This window comes from Geomonas subterranea (assembly GCF_019063845.1).
Classification (GTDB): Bacteria; Desulfobacterota; Desulfuromonadia; order Geobacterales; family Geobacteraceae; genus Geomonas; species Geomonas subterranea.
Genome location: NZ_CP077683.1, coordinates 341,439 through 358,501 on the forward strand (window position 1 = coordinate 341,439; position 17,063 = coordinate 358,501).

Annotated in this window: 15 protein-coding genes; 14 read left to right on the forward strand and 1 reads right to left on the reverse strand. The window is 62.8% G+C overall.

The window, feature by feature from the left end; all coding sequences use genetic code 11:
* Positions 1–89 precede the first annotated feature (89 nt).
* The 6 genes from KP001_RS01455 (at position 90) to KP001_RS01480 (ending at position 6,464) form a co-directional block, all read left to right on the forward strand.
* Positions 90–533 carry a phage holin family protein gene (locus KP001_RS01455; protein ID WP_217287822.1) on the forward strand — a complete coding sequence of 148 codons (444 nt, stop codon included), beginning with the start codon at positions 90–92 and terminating at the stop codon, positions 531–533.
* Positions 455–1,042 carry a hypothetical protein gene (locus KP001_RS01460; protein WP_217287823.1) on the forward strand — a complete coding sequence of 196 codons (588 nt, stop codon included), beginning with the start codon at positions 455–457 and terminating at the stop codon, positions 1,040–1,042. Before KP001_RS01455 ends, KP001_RS01460 begins: the two co-directional genes overlap by 79 nt.
* A gap of 52 nt (positions 1,043–1,094) precedes the next feature.
* Positions 1,095–1,370, forward strand: a complete 276-nt coding sequence (locus KP001_RS01465) for a YtxH domain-containing protein (protein ID WP_217287824.1) — start codon at positions 1,095–1,097, stop codon at positions 1,368–1,370.
* A 234-nt stretch (positions 1,371–1,604) separates the two neighbouring features.
* Positions 1,605–2,654, forward strand: a complete 1,050-nt coding sequence (locus KP001_RS01470; RefSeq protein WP_239027864.1) for a DUF3187 family protein — start codon at positions 1,605–1,607, stop codon at positions 2,652–2,654.
* Positions 2,655–2,689: 35 nt separating this feature from the next.
* On the forward strand, positions 2,690–3,880 hold the full coding sequence (locus tag KP001_RS01475) for an FIST signal transduction protein (RefSeq protein WP_217287825.1): 1,191 nt from the start codon (positions 2,690–2,692) through the stop codon (positions 3,878–3,880).
* A 19-nt stretch (positions 3,881–3,899) separates the two neighbouring features.
* The gene (locus tag KP001_RS01480) at positions 3,900–6,464 is read left to right on the forward strand and encodes a hybrid sensor histidine kinase/response regulator (RefSeq protein WP_217287826.1); all 2,565 of its coding nucleotides are present in this window, start codon (positions 3,900–3,902) and stop codon (positions 6,462–6,464) included.
* A 6-nt stretch (positions 6,465–6,470) separates the two neighbouring features.
* Here KP001_RS01480 and KP001_RS01485 read toward each other — a convergent pair whose 3' ends face one another.
* Positions 6,471–6,887: a helix-turn-helix domain-containing protein gene (locus tag KP001_RS01485; protein WP_217287827.1), complete on the reverse strand. Its 417-nt coding sequence runs from the start codon at positions 6,885–6,887 to the stop codon at positions 6,471–6,473.
* A 501-nt stretch (positions 6,888–7,388) separates the two neighbouring features.
* On the opposite strand from KP001_RS01485, the gene KP001_RS01490 reads away from it, so the two are divergent.
* The 8 genes from KP001_RS01490 (at position 7,389) to KP001_RS01525 (ending at position 16,949) form a co-directional block, all read left to right on the forward strand.
* Positions 7,389–7,742 carry an acetyl-CoA hydrolase/transferase C-terminal domain-containing protein gene (locus KP001_RS01490; protein WP_217287828.1) on the forward strand — a complete coding sequence of 118 codons (354 nt, stop codon included), beginning with the start codon at positions 7,389–7,391 and terminating at the stop codon, positions 7,740–7,742.
* A gap of 23 nt (positions 7,743–7,765) precedes the next feature.
* A complete protein-coding gene (locus KP001_RS01495; RefSeq protein ID WP_217287829.1) occupies positions 7,766–8,605 on the forward strand; it encodes an IclR family transcriptional regulator in 840 nt (279 codons plus the stop codon).
* Positions 8,606–8,720: 115 nt separating this feature from the next.
* Positions 8,721–9,026: a DUF485 domain-containing protein gene (locus tag KP001_RS01500; RefSeq protein ID WP_183346839.1), complete on the forward strand. Its 306-nt coding sequence runs from the start codon at positions 8,721–8,723 to the stop codon at positions 9,024–9,026.
* 33 nt (positions 9,027–9,059) lie between these two features.
* On the forward strand, positions 9,060–11,063 hold the full coding sequence (locus tag KP001_RS01505; protein WP_217287830.1) for a solute symporter family protein: 2,004 nt from the start codon (positions 9,060–9,062) through the stop codon (positions 11,061–11,063).
* Positions 11,064–11,281: 218 nt separating this feature from the next.
* The gene (locus tag KP001_RS01510) at positions 11,282–11,860 is read left to right on the forward strand and encodes a DUF6125 family protein (RefSeq protein ID WP_217287831.1); all 579 of its coding nucleotides are present in this window, start codon (positions 11,282–11,284) and stop codon (positions 11,858–11,860) included.
* Positions 11,861–11,891: 31 nt separating this feature from the next.
* The gene (icmF, locus tag KP001_RS01515; RefSeq protein WP_217287832.1) at positions 11,892–15,140 is read left to right on the forward strand and encodes a fused isobutyryl-CoA mutase/GTPase IcmF; all 3,249 of its coding nucleotides are present in this window, start codon (positions 11,892–11,894) and stop codon (positions 15,138–15,140) included.
* Between the two features lie 115 nt (positions 15,141–15,255).
* On the forward strand, positions 15,256–15,789 hold the full coding sequence (locus KP001_RS01520; protein WP_217287833.1) for a nitroreductase family protein: 534 nt from the start codon (positions 15,256–15,258) through the stop codon (positions 15,787–15,789).
* A complete protein-coding gene (locus KP001_RS01525) occupies positions 15,783–16,949 on the forward strand; it encodes a M24 family metallopeptidase (protein WP_217287834.1) in 1,167 nt (388 codons plus the stop codon). The genes KP001_RS01520 and KP001_RS01525 overlap by 7 nt, the downstream gene beginning before the upstream one ends.
* The last annotated feature ends 114 nt before the right edge of the window (positions 16,950–17,063 follow it).

The following is a 17,063-nucleotide window of genomic DNA, read 5'->3' on the forward strand; positions in this document are numbered from 1 at the left end:
TGCAATTAGGAGCGAGATTTCTTAACATTAAGCTGTGTAAATATTGATTCGAGCCTAGCAGTTCAACGAACGGCGAAAAGGAGGCTGCCATGGCGGATAAAGGTGAAAGGAGTATTGGCGAACTGGTGTCCGAGTTGACCGGGGAGGTGCGTCTGCTTTTCCGGCAGGAACTGGACCTTTTCACGGCGGAGATGAAAGAGAAGGTGGTTGCGCTGGCTAAGGATGCCGCCGCCATCGGGGTAGGCGGGGTTCTTCTCTACACGGGTCTCCTGGTGCTCGTTGCTGCTGTTGTTCTGGGCCTTGCTACGGTGATGCCCGCGTGGGGTGCTGCGCTCCTGGTGGCTTTCGGGTTGATCGCAACCGGAGCGGTGCTGGTCCTTAAGGGCGGCAAGAACGCTAAGGAGATGGATGCGAAGCCCGAGCAGACGGTTGGGGCTTTGAAGGAGACGGTACAATGGGCGAAAACGTTAAAGTTGACGAGCAGTCGCCGGAGAGGATTCGCGAACAAATCCGGCATACGGAAAGCGATATAACGCAAACGGTACAGACCCTCGAGCAGAGACTATCCCTGCGGTCCTTGAAGCGCCGCGGGCTGCGGAAGGCGGAGCTGTTCGGCTGGCAGGGTATCGCCAAAGCGCTCGAAATGGCCCAGAGGACCTCGGTGCAGGTTGCACTGGTGGGAGGGAGCGCGCTGCTGATGCTGTTTGCGAACAGGCGGGTGCGCGACAAAGTTGCCTTTAGCCGGAAACCGGTCGTGGAGGTGCATCCTGGCCAGGCGGCGGCGCGCGCGGCCGGGGCGAGTGCGCTCTGGCTGTTGGTGCGAAAACTTGGTCTCGGTAAAGACGCGCCCCGCGCGAAACATCCGGTGTCGGGACTGGCCCTGGCGGCTACCGTCGCCAAGGCTTTCCTGAGCGGCAAGCGGGCCTCGGAGAAAAGCGGCAGCACCCGTGAGGGGAAGAAGGTGGCGTGGCGCGGGGTGGCAACGAGTATCGGAGCGGCTCTCGGGAATTACTGGTACACCCACAAGACCCGCAGGGCCTAAAGATTCGCAGGGCCTAAAGACCCACAGGGCCTAAAGAGCAAAGGAGGATGTCATGAGAAGACATGCAAGCACCACGGCTGAGGTAGTCAGCTTCTCCGCGGGGGCATTGGTAGGCGCCGGGCTGGCCCTGCTGTACGCCCCGAAGACCGGGAGCGAGATGAGGGAGAAAGTATCCGACGTGACCGGGGATGCTATATCCAGGATGAAGGGGCTCACCACCGAGGTTCAGGACAAGCTGAACAAAAACCTGCGCAAAGGGCGCGAGTACGCAGAGGAAAAGGTGTCGGAGTTATCATCAAATATTGAGGAAAGGGAACAGTATCACTAATGCCGGTGTTCGGCCGGCTGTTCACCGAAGCGGGCTGTCCGGCAACGGACAGCCTTTTTTAAATTGCGCGCGCGGAGCATGAAGGAGACAGGTGCAAAGCAGGTTGACGGGGAAGCTTGCCTGTGACACAGTAGCTGCCGGCCTGAAGCCGGTGCTTCGCATTGTTTGCATTACGACGAACGTCATGTACCATCTGTTGAACCTGTGCCATCTCTACCTCTTAAGCGGGTCTCTATGACAAGTTCATCCTTTTTCATGTCCAGCGAGCTGTCGCTAAAGTCAATGTTGTTAGCCGCCGTGGTACTGCTGGCATCATGGTGCCGTCCCTGCCATGCCGAGCCGCTGGAGATCACCCCCTTTCATACCTTCAACCAGAGCCCTCTGGTCCAGATATACGGGCTGCCCGCCGCGGAAAGCGCCGTCGTGCAGCCGGCGGGAAAGGGGTGGACGCTGCTTGCCGTCGATGTCGCCAACAGTTACCTGAAGCGGGAAACGGCGCGCGAGGAGCTCTTTTTGGACGGCGAAGGGGAGCGGATCACCCTGGCGCTCCGCTACGGCGTCGCCAGCAGGATGGAACTGGGGATGGATCTTCCCCTGGTCGCCTATAACGGGGGGGTCTTCGACGGTTTCATCGAGGACTGGCACGAGTTCTTCGGGCTTCCCCAAGGGCAGAGGCCAGGCGCTCCCAAGGGGGGGCTCGGCTTCGCGTACGCGAGGGACGGCCGGCAGCGCCTGGAAATGGATGAGGCCGGCCTGCGGGTCGGCGACCTGAGGTTCACCGGGGGATGGCAGCTCTACAACGATGGCGGCGACAACCCGGTCGCGCTGGCACTGCGGGGGAGCCTCAAGGTCCCCACCGGGAGCAGCTCCCGCCTGACCGGAAGCGGCGGCACCGACATGGCCTTGTGGCTTACCGGCAGCAGCGACTACGCCCTGCCAGGAAAATGGGGGCACGCCACGATCTTCGCGGCGGGCGGCGGCCTGGCCACGTCGGACGGGCAGGTGCTGAAAGAGCAGCGCCGTAACCTGGTCGGCTTTGGTACCCTTGGCTTTGGCTGGTCCCCGGCCGACAGCTTCGCCTTGAAGGCGCAACTCTCCGGACACAGCGCCTTCTATAGGGACAGCGAATTCTCCGAGCTCAGCTCCGGGGCGATGCAGGCTGTTTTCGGAGGAACCGTCGCGTTCTCGCCGCGCACCACCCTGGACATCGCGCTCTCCGAGGACGTCACCGTCGGGGCCTCGCCGGACGTGGCGCTGCACCTGGGGATGGGACACCGGTTCTGATTTTTTCGCCTTTACCCCCGCGGCAGGAGGATGTGATGGGTACGTCGGTAGGAATAGGGTTCAGCATGCGCAAGAACCCGGTCGAGGCTGGGCACGAGGCGGCCCGGACCGCACTGGAACGGGCGGGTGTCGGCAAGCCCGACTTCGTGATGGTTTTCGCCACAGTGGGGTACCATCAGCAGAGGCTGATCGCCGCCATCCGGGAGGTGACTTCCGGGGCACCGCTGTGCGGCTGCTCGGGGGAAGGGATCATCGCGCAGGAGGACGTGGCCGAAACGAACTTCGCCGTCGGCGTCATGGTGATCGCCTCGGACGAGCTGCGCTTCGGGATAGCCTCCATATCGGGAATAGAGGAGCGGGGCGATCTTGCCGGCGAGCGCCTCGCCGCGAAGATCGCGCCCTTGGTGGCTTCGGACAGCCGCGCTTTCTTCCTTCTGGCCGACGGCCTCCGTTTCGACTTCGATCCTTTTGTCTCGGCCTTCGAGGGGGTCCTTTCCCCTTCGGCGCGCCTGCCGATCTTCGGGGGGCTCGCCGCGGACAACTGGGCCTCCCGCAAGACCTACCAGTACCACGACGACCAAGTCCTCAGTGACGGGGCCTGCTGCGTGGTCATGTCGGGTAAGGGGCAGGTCGCCTGGGGGATCAACCACGGCTGCGTCCCGGTCGGCACCAAGCGGACCATAACGCGCAGCAAGGGGAACATCATTTACGAGATCGACGGCGTGCCGGCCCTCGAGGTCCTCAAGGAGTATCTGGACGAGGAGTGGTCCATCAAGTGGAACAAGGCGACCCTGAACCTCTGCCTGGGGTTCAAGACGCCGGAACACCTGCGCCAGGGGTACGAGGAGTACTTCGTCCGCTACATAACGGACAAGGACGAGCGGGAAGGGTCCGTGACCATCCAGTCCGACGTCGCGGAGGGGACCGAGCTCTGGATCGTGCGCCGCGACAAGGAGCTGATGATGAACGGCCTGCGCTCCATACCGCGCCAGATCAAGGAACAGCTTTGCGGCGACACGCCGAAGTTCGTGCTGCAGTTTGAATGCATGGGGCGGGGGAGGGTCGTCTTCAAGGAGCAGGAGCGCATGGACCTGGTCAAGTCCCTGCAGCGTGACCTCGGGGAGCGGGTCCCCTGGCTTGGGTTCTACACCTACGGCGAGATCGGGCCGATCAGGACGTACAACTGTTTCCACAACTTCACCTCGGTCGTCACCGTGGTGTACTGAAGCCCAAAGATTGCAGCGTATGAACGAATCCGCAAAAGACACGCCGCCGGCAGCCGAGCTGGAGAAGCTGCGCCGGGAGAACGAGATCCTGTCGGAGCAGGTGAAGAGGCTGGTCAAGGCCGAGAGCAGGCTCTACGACTACCAGGAGAAGCTCGACGCCCAGGTCAAGGAGTACAGCGAGCTGTACGACCTGAGCCGCAGGCTCTCCACCTGCTCCGACCTCCCGGCCATCTTCGAGTTCGCCGCCGGGTACGTCATCAACAGCCTCAACTACGAGCGGGTGCTCTTCTTCCAGAAATCCGACGACGGTGCCGCGTACGCGGTCTGCGCCTGGGACGGCTTTTACGACCCCGAGGAGGAGAGCGCGGTTTCATCCCTCAGCATCCCTCGCAAGGCCCCCTTCCTGTCCCCGCTCTTTTCCGGTGAGAGCTACCGCGTCTGCACGGAGGGGTCGCGGCAGCACGCACTCTCCGAGTACCGCGCCAGGCTCCTGATGAACGAGTACCTCCTCTGTCCGCTGGGGAACCCCTCCGACCCCCCGGTCCTGATCGCGGTGGGGAACTCCGCGGAGAACGCCGAGTTCAACCGCCGTGTCAGCGGCGGCGAGGAGGCGCTGTTCGGCATCGGCAACCTGGTGGGGCTCCTCTCGTCGGCGATCGAGAACCTGATCCACTATGCCGGCATGAAGAAGGCGCTGGAGCAGGAGCGGCTCGCGGAGGCGAAGTACCGCGGCATCTTTGAAAACGCCATGGAGGGGATCTTCCAGACCACCCCCGAGGGGAAGTTTCTCAGCTGCAATTTCGCCACCGCCGCCATCCTCGGGTACCAGACGCCGGAAGAGGTGCTGGAAAACGTGGTGGACATCGGGCCGCAACTCTACGTCGATCCCACGCGGCGCGATGAGCTGTACGGGATGATGAACCAGCGGCAAAACGTGAAGAATTTCGAGGTGGAGTTCTACCGCAACGACGGCAGCAGGATCTGGGTCAATCTCAGCACGCGCCCCACCTTCGACGAAAGCGGCTCGCTCGCCCACATCGACGGCATCATGCAGGACATCACCGAGCGCAAGCGGGACGAGGACGCCCTGCGCAAGCTCTCCCAGGTGGTCGAGCAAAGTCCCGTCTCCATCGTCATCACCGACACCTCCGGCCGGATCGAGTTCGTGAACCCGAAGTTCGTGCAGTTGACGGGGTACACGCAGGAGGAGGTCACCGGCAGGAATCCGAGGTTCCTGAAGTCGGGGAAATCCGACCCGGAGGAGTCCAAGAGACTGTGGCAGACCATCTCCAGCGGCAAGGTGTGGGAAGGGGAGTTCCTCAACAAGAAGAAAAACGGGGAGCTTTTTTCCGAGCACGCCACCGTCTCCCCCATAAGGGACAGAAACGGCGTCATCACCCACTTTTTGGCGGTCAAGGAGGACATCACCGAGCGCAAGCTTCTTGAAGCGCAGCTGTTCCAGTCGCAGAAGATGGAGTCGATCGGGCGGCTTGCGGGGGGGGTGGCCCATGACTTCAACAACATGCTGAGCGTCATCCTGGGCTGCGCCCAGCTGGCACTGCGCGACGCCCAGGAGGGGAGTCCGCTGTGGCAGGATCTCGACCAGATCATCCACGCCGCCAAGCGCTCCAGCGACATCACCAGGCAGCTGCTCGCTTTCTCGCGCAACGAGGTGATCGCGCCGCGGGAGGTGAACCTGAACGATCACTTCGCCGAGATGCAGAAAACGCTGGGACGGCTCATCGGCGAGGACATCAAGATGACCTTCCAGCCCGCTCCGGAGCTGTGGCCGGTCAACGCCGACACGACGCAGCTGGACCAGATCCTGGTCAACCTCGCGGTCAACGCACGGGACGCCATGGAGAACGGGGGAGTCCTCACCGTGGCGACCTCCAACGTCACCGTGGACCAAAGTTACAGCCAGTACCACCTGGACGCCTCTCCGGGGGAGTACGTCCAGCTTTCGGTGGGCGACACCGGGTGCGGCATGGACCGCGACACCCTCGATCGCATCTTCGAACCTTTTTTCACGACCAAGGAGGTGGGGAAGGGGACGGGGCTGGGGCTTGCTACCGTGTACGGCATCGTGCGGCAGCATAACGGTTTCATCAACGTCTACAGCGAGCCGGGGCAGGGGACCATCTTCCAGATCAACTTCCCCAGGTTCGCGGGAGCCGGCGCGGGCGGGGAGAGTGCGGCAGCAGAGGGGGGGCTCTCCGGCTCAGGGACCGTGCTGCTGGTCGAGGACGATGCCCTGGTGCGCAAGATGACGCTGCGGGCCCTGAGGGACCTGGGTTACACCGTGATCCATGCGTCGGGTGCCGACGAGGCCATCGCCATCTGCAGGGACGGCGGGACGCACATCGACGTGATCCTGACCGACGTGGTCATGCCGGGGATGAACGGCAAGGAGATGGTTGACGCCATCGAGGCCTTTCGCCCCGGCCTGAAGGTGCTCTTCATGTCGGGGTACACCAGGGACCTCGTGGCCCAGCGCGGGGTGGTGGACGAGGGGCGGCATTTCATCCAGAAGCCGTTCGACCTGCAGTCGCTGGGCAGGAAACTGAAGGAAACACTGCGGTAAACTTACTCACGGCTCCTTTTCGTTAAAGAGCGCGAACTGCTTCATCATCTTCTGCCGATACCCCACGATGTCTTGTCTTAGCAACGCCAGTTGCGCCATCTTTTCATCCACCTTGGCGACATGAAGGTCCAGGATCTCGATGAGCCGCGGGATCATCTTCTCGGTCTGCTTGGCATCCCCATAGGCCGCGTAAAGATCCTGCATCTCCTTGATGGTCAGCCCCAACTCTTTGAGCCTGATGATGAACTTTATCCTTCTGACATAGTAGGGTGTGTACCCCCTGGTGGCGCCGTCCTGCCGCTCCACCGATTCAACGATCCCCACCTCTTCCCAGTAACGCAGAGTCCTCGTTGTCAGTCCCAAATCCTTCGCCAGGTCGCTGATCGAGACGATGGTCTCGCCTTCCTTCTGCACATTCGCCATTTGCTTCACCTTTACGTAAATTGGGACATTTTCAGCGAAGCACCGGCTTTTGTCAACCAATACTCTGGGCCGGGAGAACGCGCCGGAACGGGCGCAGAGAATTCAATAAACACTTTAGTATAATTCTGTTTTATTTATGGTTGACATTAACGTAAACCACTGATATTTTTTTAGCGCGACCTGGGGTCTCCTTGTGTAAGTCGCTATAAAAACGCAAATTACCTCATATTTTTACCGCAACTAAAAAAGTAGCAACGCTGCGTATTTACCCCTTGCGGTAAGTACACTGACAAATTGTTGGTTGAGCTTGGTGCGGATCATAATGCGGTAGTGCCCAGTAAGGGGGTTGGTTAACCGGCTGTCGACTCATTTTAACCGATGAATAATAACTTTGTTTTGTAGAATCTGGTACCGTAAAATCACCAGTGATTTCAGATTATTATAACAATAAGCCCTCTAAGTGTGAGTCTTGGAGTGATTCGTTAAATAACGCAGGTTGAAATGACCGAGCTGCACAAGAGGATCAGATGGTCGACATGGTGCGCCAAGGGGACCACGCAGGTGATGCCGGTGGGATCGGTCTTCGAGGGGCCCGAGCACGACCTGGACGTCCCGGTAACCGAGCAGGGGCTCGCGGACCTGCGGGGGCTCTCCCCCCGGGAACGCGCGAAGACCATCATCAACAACTGCATCCATCCCGACTACAAGCCCCTGATGCAGGAGTACTACGATAGGGCCAAGCGGGAGTGCTGCGAGCTCAACGTGGGGCACGAACCGCACCTGCTCTTCAAGGTGTTCAAGATGCAGCAGCACCTCGTGGGAAAAGGGACCATGAAGATCAACAAATGGAATTAGGTTCGCATCGTGAGGGTGGACGGATGGAAACGGAGAAAGGTGAGCTTTCGCGTGACGAGTTGCAGAAGGCGGTCGAGCTCCTCGAGATAGTGGCGGCCCGGAGCAAGGGATGCTCCCTGTCGGCGCTGGCGCGCCAGGCGGCGATCACCCCCTACCGGGTGCGGCTCCTCCTGGCGCTTTTGGAGGACAAGGGGCTGGTGCAGTGCGCGGTTCAAAGCGGGAAGTACGACGAAAGCCGCGCCCGGAAGCTCGCCAGGAGCCTGCTGCAAAACGCCCGCAGCAGCAGGGTCCTCGGCCCTCTGGTCCGGGCGGTGCTGTCGGAGCACGACGACGACCTGAAGGTGACCATACTGAAGGATGCCCGGCCGGTCCTGGAAGCGCTGGCCCGGCGGCACAACGAGGCGATCTTCATGGCGATCCCCAAGGGTGATGAAGTGCTGCTGCTAGACATGGTGGATCCCCTGCAGCAGGGGAGGGGTGAGCCCTTAGTCGGGAGGCGCTTCCCCTTTTTCGCCAACGCCGCCGGCAAGGTGATGCGGGCCATCGATTCGTGGGACCTGTTGGAGCAGATCGGGCGGAGGTGGCGCGGCGGCCGGGGCGGTTGCCCGGACCTGGCTGCCTTGAGGGTCGAACTGGAGCAGATCAGGGAGAACGGGGTCGCCGTGGAGTGCAGCGGCATGGGGGAGGGAGTGGTCACCGTGGCGGTGGCGGTGAGGGACTACGCCGGCAAGGTGGTGGGCGCGCTGATGCTGTTCGGTCCGTCGTTTAGGCTCCTTGGCGACAGGCTGGAGCAGGAGATCATCCCCTCCCTGCGTCTGAGCGCCGAACTCCTCTCCGCCAGGTTCGGCTACGCCCCTCCTTGAAACACGCAAGCCTCTCCTGGAGCTATTGGCCCCCCTGGCGCAGGCGGGGGGATTGGGAAGGAAGCGGCGGCGCCGCTTTCAGACGCTGGCAACCCTAACAGAAGGAGTGACGGCCATGTCGGAAAAACAGCAATGGGAAGCAATCGCCAACCACAGCAAGTTCATCGAGCTAAAGCGCAGGAAACGGAACTTCCTCTTCAGCTGGTGGATCATCTCGACCATCTACTACCTCCTGCTCCCGGTCATCTCGGGGTACTTCCCCGAGGCCTTCAGGGTCAAGGTGATCGGCCCCATCAATTTCGGCTACCTCTTCATCCTGTCCCAGTTCGTCATGGCCATCGGGGTGGCGATCTACTACGCCCATGTCGCCAACAAGACCTTCGACCGGCTCACCAAGCAACTCTTGGAAGCGCTGCAATAGATACGTCCATCAATTAAAGAGGGGGGACCAGGTATGAAAAAGAGGATCGCCGCTTTAACCGTAGCACTGTCACTATCGATGTTCGGCGCGGCCGCCGTGTGCGCCCAGGCGCCCGCCAGCGCCGCCGCACCTCAGGCTGCCACCGCCGCCGCTCCTCAGGCCACCGCTCCAGCCACCGCCGCACCTGCCCAGGCCGCGGCTCCCTCGGCTAACGCCGCCGCCAAGGCCGTGGCCGCGCCGGCCAAGGGGGGCGCGGCACCGGCCAAAATCACCCCCAACCGCGGCATCACCATCGGCATGTTCGCGCTCATCATCGCGGTCACCATGGGCGTGGTGGTCTGGGCGGCCAAGAAAACGCAGACCGCGTCGGACTTCTACACCGCCGGCGGGGGGATAACCGGCTTCCAGAACGGCTGGGCCATCGCCGGCGACTACATGTCCGCCGCCTCGTTCCTGGGGATGTCCGGCCTCATCTCGCTCTACGGCATCGACGGCTTCATGTACGCGGTGGGACCGATGTTCTCCTTCATCGCCATCCTCCTGGTCATCGCCGAGCCCTGCCGCAACGCCGGCAAGTACACATTAGGCGACATCCTCTGCTTCAGGAGTTCGCCCAAGGTGGTGCGCGGCGTCGCCGCGCTGTCGACCGTGACCGTCTCCATCTTCTACCTGATCGCCCAGATGGTGGGTGCGGGCAAACTGATGCAGATGCTGCTGAACATCCCGTACCGCGTCTCCGTCATCGGCGTCGGCGCGCTGATGGTGGCCTACGTGGTCTTCGGCGGCATGAAGGCGACCACATGGGTGCAGATCATCAAGGCCTCGCTGCTGATGGGCGCAACCACCGTCCTGTGCCTGCTGGTCGCCATCAAGGCGGGCTTCAACCCGGTCCGCTTCTTCACCGACGTGGTCAGTAACGGCGCCATCCAGGAGCACGTGCGGATGAACGTGTTGAAGGACGTGATCGCCAAACCCGGGGTCGACTACGGCCAGCGGTTCCTGGAGCCGGGCCTCTTCCTGAAGAACCCCCTGGACCAGATCTCCCTGGGCCTCGCCTGGGCGCTGGGCGCCGCCGGGCTCCCCCACATCCTGATGCGCTTTTTCACCGTCCCCAGCGCGAAGGATGCCAGGAAGTCCATCATCGTGGCCCTGTTCCTCAATTCCAGCTTCTTCTTCATGATCAGCGTGATCGGCTTCGGCGCCGCGCTCTACCTCACCCCGCAGGCGATCTCCGCCGTGGACAAGGGGGGGAACATGGCGACCCTGCTTCTCGCCCAGCACATGGGCGGCGGCGCGGGGAGCCTCGGCGGCGACATCTTCCTCGCCTTCATCTGCGCGGTCGCCTTCGCCACCATCCTCGCCGTGGTCTCCGGCCTGGTGCTCGCCGCCTCCGCGGCCATCGCCCACGACGTCTACGTCAACATCATCAAGGACGGCAAGGCGGATCAGCAACTGCAGGTGAAGGTGGCCCGCATCACCTCGCTGTTCGTGGGGAGCTCGGCCATCGTGATGGGTCTCATGGCGGAGAAGGAGAACGTGGTGGCCCTGGTGGCGCTGGCCTTCGCGGTCGCCGCTTCCGGCAACTTCCCGGTCATCATGTTGTCCCTGTTCTGGCGCAAGTTCAACACGGCGGGGATCGTTTCCGGCCTGGTGGTAGGCACCATCTCCGCCCTGACACTGGTCATGGTCTCGCCGGTAATGACCTATCCGAAAAAGATCGCTGCCGACGCCAAGAAGGTGGTGGAAACCCTTGAGAAGAAGCAGGCCGGCGGCGCGGTGCTGGCCGAGAAGGAAGTGCAGGCCCTGGAGAAATCGCGGACGGAGTACGTGAAGAACAAGGACGGCAAGTCCATGGTCGGCCTGGACGCCCCGATCTTCCCGCTCAAGAACCCGGGTATCGTCTCGGTCCCGCTCGGCTTCCTGGCCGCCGTCTTTGGCTGTCTCCTGTTCCGGGAGCGCCGTGCCGAGGAGATGTTCGACGAGATCGACGTGCGCCAGAATACCGGCATCGGCATCACCAGCGCCGCCGATCATTAGCCGTTTGCCAAACCTGCCCCCCTCCCGGCCTCCCCCTCCCGGTGGAGGGGGCGTCCACCAAAGCGTTCCCTCCCTCTTCCAAGGGGAGGGGGCGTCCACCACAGCGTTCCCTCCCCGGAGGGGGAGGGACAGGGAGGGGGAAGGATTCGCTTGCATGCGACCTGTGTAATGGAACCGCCGCGACTGGCGCCGAGCAAACTCATCAAGGAGGTGCAACCGTGACACACGTTAACAACCTGCAGGAGATCGCGGCCGTTTCGCAGCCGGCGGGGGACGAGGGGATCCAACTCCTCTACTCGCTCAGCAAGGAGGAGCTGGTGAGGATCATCGTCGACGACGCCAAGAACTGGCTCGCCCATGACGGGGTCTGGTTCCAGTCGCTGGAGCAAAAATACGGCATGGACGTCGCGGTGGACATCGACACCGACGCCTGGCGGCTCTTCACGGTCATCGAGGCCAAGCGGATCATGGAGCGGCTCTCCATTAAGCCCGGCGGCGGCATCCCGGCCCTGGTGGAGTGCCTGAAGCACCGCTTCTACGCCCGGCTCAACCTCCAGGAATCCGTCGAGGTGAGCGAGACCCGGGCCGTGTTCCGGATGCTCGACTGCCGGGTGCAATCCGCCCGAAAGCGCAAGGGGCTCCCGGACCATCCATGCAAGTCGGTGGGAATCGTCGAATACTCCGAGTTCGCCCGGACCATCGACCCCCGCATCGTAACCCGCTGCCTCGCCTGCCCTCCAGATCCGCACCCCGAAGAATTCTGGTGCGCCTGGGAGTTCACCTTGAAAGCCGATTAGCAGTACAGACCACCTCGCAAGGAGAAACGACATGCACATAGCCGCTGCGGAGCCTTATCGCTCCAGACACAAGATCCGTTTCGTCACGGCGACCAGTCTCTTCGACGGGCACGATGCCGCCACCAACATCATCAGGCGGATGCTCCAGTCCTCGGGCGCGGAGGTGATCCACCTGGGACACAACCGCTCCGTGGACGCCATCGTCACCGCCGCCATCCAGGAGGACGCACAGGGGATCGCGGTGAGCTGCTACCAGGGGGGGCATGTCCCGTTCTTCAAGTACATCTGCGACCTGCTCCGGGAGCGCGGCGCCGACCACATCAGGGTGTTCGGGGGGGGGGGCGGGGTCATCGTCCCGGAGGAGATCCGCGAGATCGAGGAGTACGGCGTCAGCAAGATCTTCTCCCCCGAGGACGGCAGGCGCATGGGGCTGCAGGGGATGATCAACCACATGATGGCGCTGTGCGACTTCACGCCTGAGCGCGACACGGAGCGGGAGATCGAGCGGCTCAAGGAGCGGGATATCCGCGCCGTCAACACGCTGATCACCCTGGCCGAGCAGGCGGTCCACGACCAGAACGAAGGGTACGGGGCGGTTCGGAACCGGATCAGGAGCATGGCTCGCGACGTACCGGTGGTCGGGATCACGGGGACCGGCGGGGCGGGGAAAAGCTCGCTCACCGACGAACTGGTGCGCCGCTTTGTCAGGGACTTCCCGGAGAAGAGCGTGGCGATCCTGGCGGTGGACCCCTCGCGGCAGCGCACCGGCGGCGCGCTCCTGGGCGACCGGATCAGGATGAATTCCATCAACAGCGACCGGATCTACATGCGCTCCCTGGCCACCCGCGATTCCCGTTCGGAGCTCTCGGCGGCGATACGGGATGCCCTTGACGTCGTGCGCGCCTCGGGCTTCGACCTGGTCATCGTGGAGACCTCCGGGATCGGGCAGGGGGATGCGGGGGTGGTCGAAATTTGCGATGTGTCGCTCTACGTCATGACCTGCGAGTTCGGAGCACCGACCCAGCTCGAGAAGATCGACATGCTGGACTTCGCCGACCTGGTGGCGCTCAACAAGTTCGAGCGCAAGGGGGCCGAGGACGCGCTGCGCAACGTGCGCAAGCAGTACCGCCGCAACCGGAACCTCTTCGAGATCCCCGATGCTGAACTCCCGGTCTACGGCACCATCGCCTCGCAGTTCAACGACCCCGGCACCAACGTGCTGTACCGTGCCCTCTTGGACCGGGTCAACGAGAAGAAGGAGAGCGGATGGCAGTCGCGCCTGCAGATCGCCGAGCGAGAGAGCCTGAAGCAGTACATCATCCCGCCGGACCGGGTGCACTACCTGGGCGAGATCGTCCAGGCCGTGCGCGGCTACCGCAAGGGAGTGGAGGAGCAGGCGGCCGTGGCGCGGACCCTGTTTCAGCTCTCCGGGGCCAGGAGGGAGGTGAAGGGCGAGGGGACCATCGCCGAACTGGAGCAACTGATCGGTTCTTTCTCCGCCAGGCTGCAGGAAGAGCCGCGCCGCATCATCGACGGCTGGAAGGGGCTCAAGGAGTGCTACCGCCAGGACGCCCAGGTGACCAAGGTACGCGACAAGGAGATCCGCACCGAACTCTACACCACGTCCCTCTCCGGGACGAAGATCCCCAAGGTCTGTCTCCCGGACTACGAGGACTGGGGGGAGATCGTCAAGTGGTCCATGAAGGAGAACCTCCCCGGCTTCTTCCCATTCACGGCTGGCGTCTTCCCCTTCAAGCGCGCGGAGGAGGATCCCAAGCGTCAGTTCGCCGGGGAGGGGACCCCGGAGCGGACCAACAGGCGCTTCCATTACCTGTGCCAGGACGATGGCGCCAAGCGCCTTTCCACCGCCTTCGACAGCGTCACCCTCTACGGCGAGGACCCGGATTACCCCCCCGACATCTACGGCAAGGTGGGGGAGAGCGGGGTTTCCATCTGCACCGTCGAGGACATGGAGAAGCTCTACGCCGGCTTCGACCTCTGCGCCCCCTCGACCAGCGTTTCCATCACCATCAATGGGCCGGCGCCGATCATGCTCGCCTTCTTCTTCAACGCGGCCATCAGGCAGCAGCTGGAGCAGTTCAAAAACGCGCATGGGCGCGAGCCGTCGCCGGCGGAGTACGCTGAGCTGAAAGCCCGCACCCTGCAGACCGTGCGCGGCACCGTCCAGGCCGACATCCTCAAGGAGGACCAGGGGCAGAACACCTGCATCTTCTCCACGGAATTCGCGCTCAGGATGATGGGGGACATCCAGCAGTACTTCATCGAGCAGCAGGTGCGTAACTACTACTCGGTCTCCATCAGCGGCTACCACATCGCAGAGGCCGGGGCGAACCCGATCTCGCAGCTCGCTTTCACCCTGTCCAACGGCTTCACCTACGTCGAGTACTACCTCTCGCGCGGCATGAAGATCGACGATTTCGCCCCGAACCTCTCCTACTTCTTCAGTAACGGCCTCGACCCGGAGTACACGGTGATCGGCCGGGTGGCGCGGCGCATCTGGGCGGTGGTGATGCGGGAGAAGTACGGCGCCAACGACCGCAGCCAGAAGCTCAAGTACCACATCCAGACCAGCGGCCGTTCCCTGCACGCCCAGGAGATGGATTTCAACGACATCCGCACCACGCTGCAGGCCCTGATGGCCCTCTACGACAACTGCAACTCGCTGCACACCAACGCCTACGACGAGGCGGTCACCACCCCCTCCGAGGAGTCGGTGCGCCGGGCCATGGCGGTGCAGATGATCATCACCAAGGAACTCGGGCTCGCCAGGAACGAGAATCCCCTCCAAGGCGCCTTCATCATCGATGAACTCACCGACCTGGTGGAGGAGGCGGTCCTCGCAGAATTCGAGAGAATAGACCAGCGCGGCGGCGTGCTGGGCGCCATGGAAACCCAGTACCAGCGCAGCAAGATCCAGGATGAGTCCATGCTCTACGAGGCGCGGAAGCATTCCGGCGAACTCCCCATCATCGGCGTCAACACCTTCCTGAACCCGCACGCGGGCGAAGAGGGATACCAGATCCCCGGGGAGTTGGCCCGCGCCACCGTGGAGGAGAAGGAGCAGCAGATCAGGAACCTGCGTGCCTTCCAGGAGCGCCACAAGGATGAGGCGCCCCTCGCCCTGAAGCGGCTCCAGGAAACCGCGGTGGCGGGCGGCAACATCTTCGCCGAGCTGATGGAAACGGTGCGGTGCGCATCGCTGGGGCAGATCACCCGGGCGCTCTACGAGGTAGGCGGCGAGTACCGACGCAACATGTAGCCAGGCGCAGCTGGTCCATACCGCCGGGACCCGACAAGAGTGCCGCCCCGCGTCCCCTCCCCGGAGGGGGAGGGACAGGGAGGGGGCTTTGCGCTGCAGACGACGAGGAGGATTCATGGATGTGTTCCAAGCGATAAACGACAGAAGAAGCATCAGGAAGTATCAAGACACCCCGGTCGAGTGGGACAAGGTGAGCCAGGTGCTCGATGCTGGGCGGCTGGCACCTTCCTGGAAGAACATGCAGTGCTGGCGCTTCCTGGTCCTGTCCGCCGCCGGTAAGCGGAACGCGCTTTTGGACGCCTTCCCCGATGACAACCCGGGCAAGAAGGCACTGGCACAGGCGCCGGTGACCATCGTGGTCTGTGCCGACCCGGTCCAGTCCGGTGTCGAGAACGGCATCGAGTACTATGTCGCCGACACCGCCATCGCCTTCGAGCACATCTGCCTTGCGGCCCACGGGCTGGGGCTCGGCACCTGCTGGATGGGGCTCTTCGACGAACCGACCCTGAAGGAGTCGCTGGGCATTCCGGCAGGGATACGGGTGGTCGGGGTGACGCCCTTGGGCTACCCGGATCAGGAACCCAAGGCGCGGCCGCGCAAGGAGCTGGCGGAGATCGCCTATCACAACGACTGGGGGAAGGCATGCTGACCAGGACCGAATCGGAGCAAAGGATAGCCAGGCTGCAGGAAGGGCTGAAGGAGAAAGGGGTGGATGCCGCCCTCTTTATCTATCCTATTGATATCTATTATTTTTCCGGCACGCGCCAGAATTCGGTGCTCTTCGTTCCCGCCGAAGGAAAGCCGCGCCTGATGGTGCGCAAGAGCTACTTCCGCGCCCAAGGGGAGAGCGTCATCGACGATACGCGCCCCTTTCCTTCCAGCAAGGAGTTCCCCTCCCTGTTTCCGCCCCAGGTGAAGCGGATCGGCTTCACCTTCGACGTGGCGCCGGTGCAGCAATACCAGTACTACGCCAGGCTCCTGCCCGGGGTGGAGTTCGTCGACATCTCCTCCCTGAACCGGGAGCTGCGCAGCGTGAAGTCGAAACTGGAACTGGAGCGGATGCGCGAAAGCGGGGCGCGGCTTTGCGGCGTGTTCAAAGAAATCCCCGGTTTCCTGAAGGAGGGGATGCGCGAGCTCGACCTCGCCGCCGAGTTCGAATACCGGCTGAGGAAGGCGGGGGGCGAAGGGTACGTCCGGATGCGCGCCTACAACCAGGAGCTGTTCCAGGGGCTCGCTGTCAGCTCCAGCGCCAGCAATCCCGGTTTCTTCGACGGCGCGGTCACCGGCCGGGGGCTCTCCAACGCCTCTCCCCACGGCGCCTCGACCGACACCATCCAGGCGAACGTGCCGGTGCTGGTGGACTACACCGGGGTCTTCAACGGCTACATCGTCGACATGACCCGCATGTTCGTGGTGGGGAGACTGGAGCCCGAGCTGGAGCGCGCCTTCGCCACCTCGCTGCAGATCCAGCAGCACCTGGCCGAGAACCTGAAGCCCGGCGCGGTGTGCGAGGAGCTTTTCGCCCAGGCCGCCGAGATTGCCGGGAGCGCTGGGCTGGCGCGCAACTTCATGGGCGCGCCCGGCGAGAATGCCAAGTTCGTGGGGCATGGCGTGGGGCTCGAGCTGGACGAGTTCCCGGTTCTGGCACAGGGGTTCAGGTCGCCGCTGCAGGAGGGGCAGACCGTCGCCATCGAGCCCAAGTTCGTTCTTCCCGGTCTCGGCGCGGTCGGAATTGAAAATACGTTTGCCGTGGCCCTGGACGGCGGGGTGAAGCTGACCGATCTGGCGGACAATATCGTCTGTGTGTAAACACGAAAAACAATTTTTGTTTTAATGTGGGGCTCGTGAAAACGAGCCCCTTTTTTGCGGCATCAGCTTGTTAAGCTAGCGCTATTAAGGTGTTACCGGTTGTAGTGTCCTGTC

Bases quoted from the DNA above. Each gene is read 5' to 3' on its own strand.
- icmF (WP_217287832.1), top strand. From the start codon at position 11,892: ATGCACATAGCCGCTGCGGAGCCTTATCGCTCCAGACACAAGATCCGT.
- KP001_RS01525 (WP_217287834.1), top strand. From the start codon at position 15,783: ATGCTGACCAGGACCGAATCGGAGCAAAGGATAGCCAGGCTGCAGGAA.
- KP001_RS01500 (WP_183346839.1), top strand. From the start codon at position 8,721: ATGTCGGAAAAACAGCAATGGGAAGCAATCGCCAACCACAGCAAGTTC.
- KP001_RS01495 (WP_217287829.1), top strand. From the start codon at position 7,766: ATGGAAACGGAGAAAGGTGAGCTTTCGCGTGACGAGTTGCAGAAGGCG.
- KP001_RS01490 (WP_217287828.1), top strand. From the start codon at position 7,389: ATGACCGAGCTGCACAAGAGGATCAGATGGTCGACATGGTGCGCCAAG.
- KP001_RS01485 (WP_217287827.1), bottom strand. From the start codon at position 6,887: ATGGCGAATGTGCAGAAGGAAGGCGAGACCATCGTCTCGATCAGCGAC.
- KP001_RS01470 (WP_239027864.1), top strand. From the start codon at position 1,605: ATGACAAGTTCATCCTTTTTCATGTCCAGCGAGCTGTCGCTAAAGTCA.
- KP001_RS01475 (WP_217287825.1), top strand. From the start codon at position 2,690: ATGGGTACGTCGGTAGGAATAGGGTTCAGCATGCGCAAGAACCCGGTC.
- KP001_RS01455 (WP_217287822.1), top strand. From the start codon at position 90: ATGGCGGATAAAGGTGAAAGGAGTATTGGCGAACTGGTGTCCGAGTTG.
- KP001_RS01460 (WP_217287823.1), top strand. From the start codon at position 455: ATGGGCGAAAACGTTAAAGTTGACGAGCAGTCGCCGGAGAGGATTCGC.
- KP001_RS01505 (WP_217287830.1), top strand. From the start codon at position 9,060: ATGAAAAAGAGGATCGCCGCTTTAACCGTAGCACTGTCACTATCGATG.
- KP001_RS01465 (WP_217287824.1), top strand. From the start codon at position 1,095: ATGAGAAGACATGCAAGCACCACGGCTGAGGTAGTCAGCTTCTCCGCG.
- KP001_RS01480 (WP_217287826.1), top strand. From the start codon at position 3,900: ATGAACGAATCCGCAAAAGACACGCCGCCGGCAGCCGAGCTGGAGAAG.
- KP001_RS01520 (WP_217287833.1), top strand. From the start codon at position 15,256: ATGGATGTGTTCCAAGCGATAAACGACAGAAGAAGCATCAGGAAGTAT.